Here is a 472-nt window from a genome sequence, read left to right as displayed (position 1 = left end):
AAGGTGAATCAGGAATACCTGATCAACGACAGATTCCTTCAGAACTGGGAACAACTCGCCTATTACGACCGCAACCTCAATTACGGCAAAACCGATCTGCTGGGTGGTGGGATTGGCGTAGGGCAAGGCATTGCGGCGGCAGTGGCCGAGTCAGCCAAAAACATCTACGGCTTGGGTGAAGGGCTGGTCACGGACTTTAGTGGCACCAGTTCTCGTATCACCAACGGACTGATTCAGAAGGCCAGCAATCCGTACGAAGTCGCACAAGCCTTTGAGAGCGCCAAGCAGGACGCGAAAGTCCAGGCATTTGTTTTGCGCCTGCAAGGCCAGGAACAGGCTGCCCTGCGGGTGGAAATGCAGTGGGAGACCGAGTTCGCCCTGAGCTTTGCGGTGATCAACAAGGCAGGGAAGCTGGGGCAGGTTGCGAAAGCGCTTGGGGAGCGGGAGACGGCTTGGAAGGCGTCGAGCCTGG

Annotated in this window: 1 protein-coding gene; it reads left to right on the top strand. The window is 57.2% G+C overall.

The features are described from left to right. Window positions 1-472 (top strand): hypothetical protein (locus QMX96_RS26715; RefSeq protein ID WP_282362727.1); only part of this gene is annotated, 472 nt, incomplete at both ends.

The sequence above is a fragment of the Pseudomonas sp. PS01300 genome, from assembly GCF_029960155.1.
In the GTDB taxonomy this organism is placed as follows: Bacteria; Pseudomonadota; Gammaproteobacteria; order Pseudomonadales; family Pseudomonadaceae; genus Aquipseudomonas; species Aquipseudomonas palmensis.
This window is presented reverse-complemented; position numbering and strand designations above follow the sequence as displayed.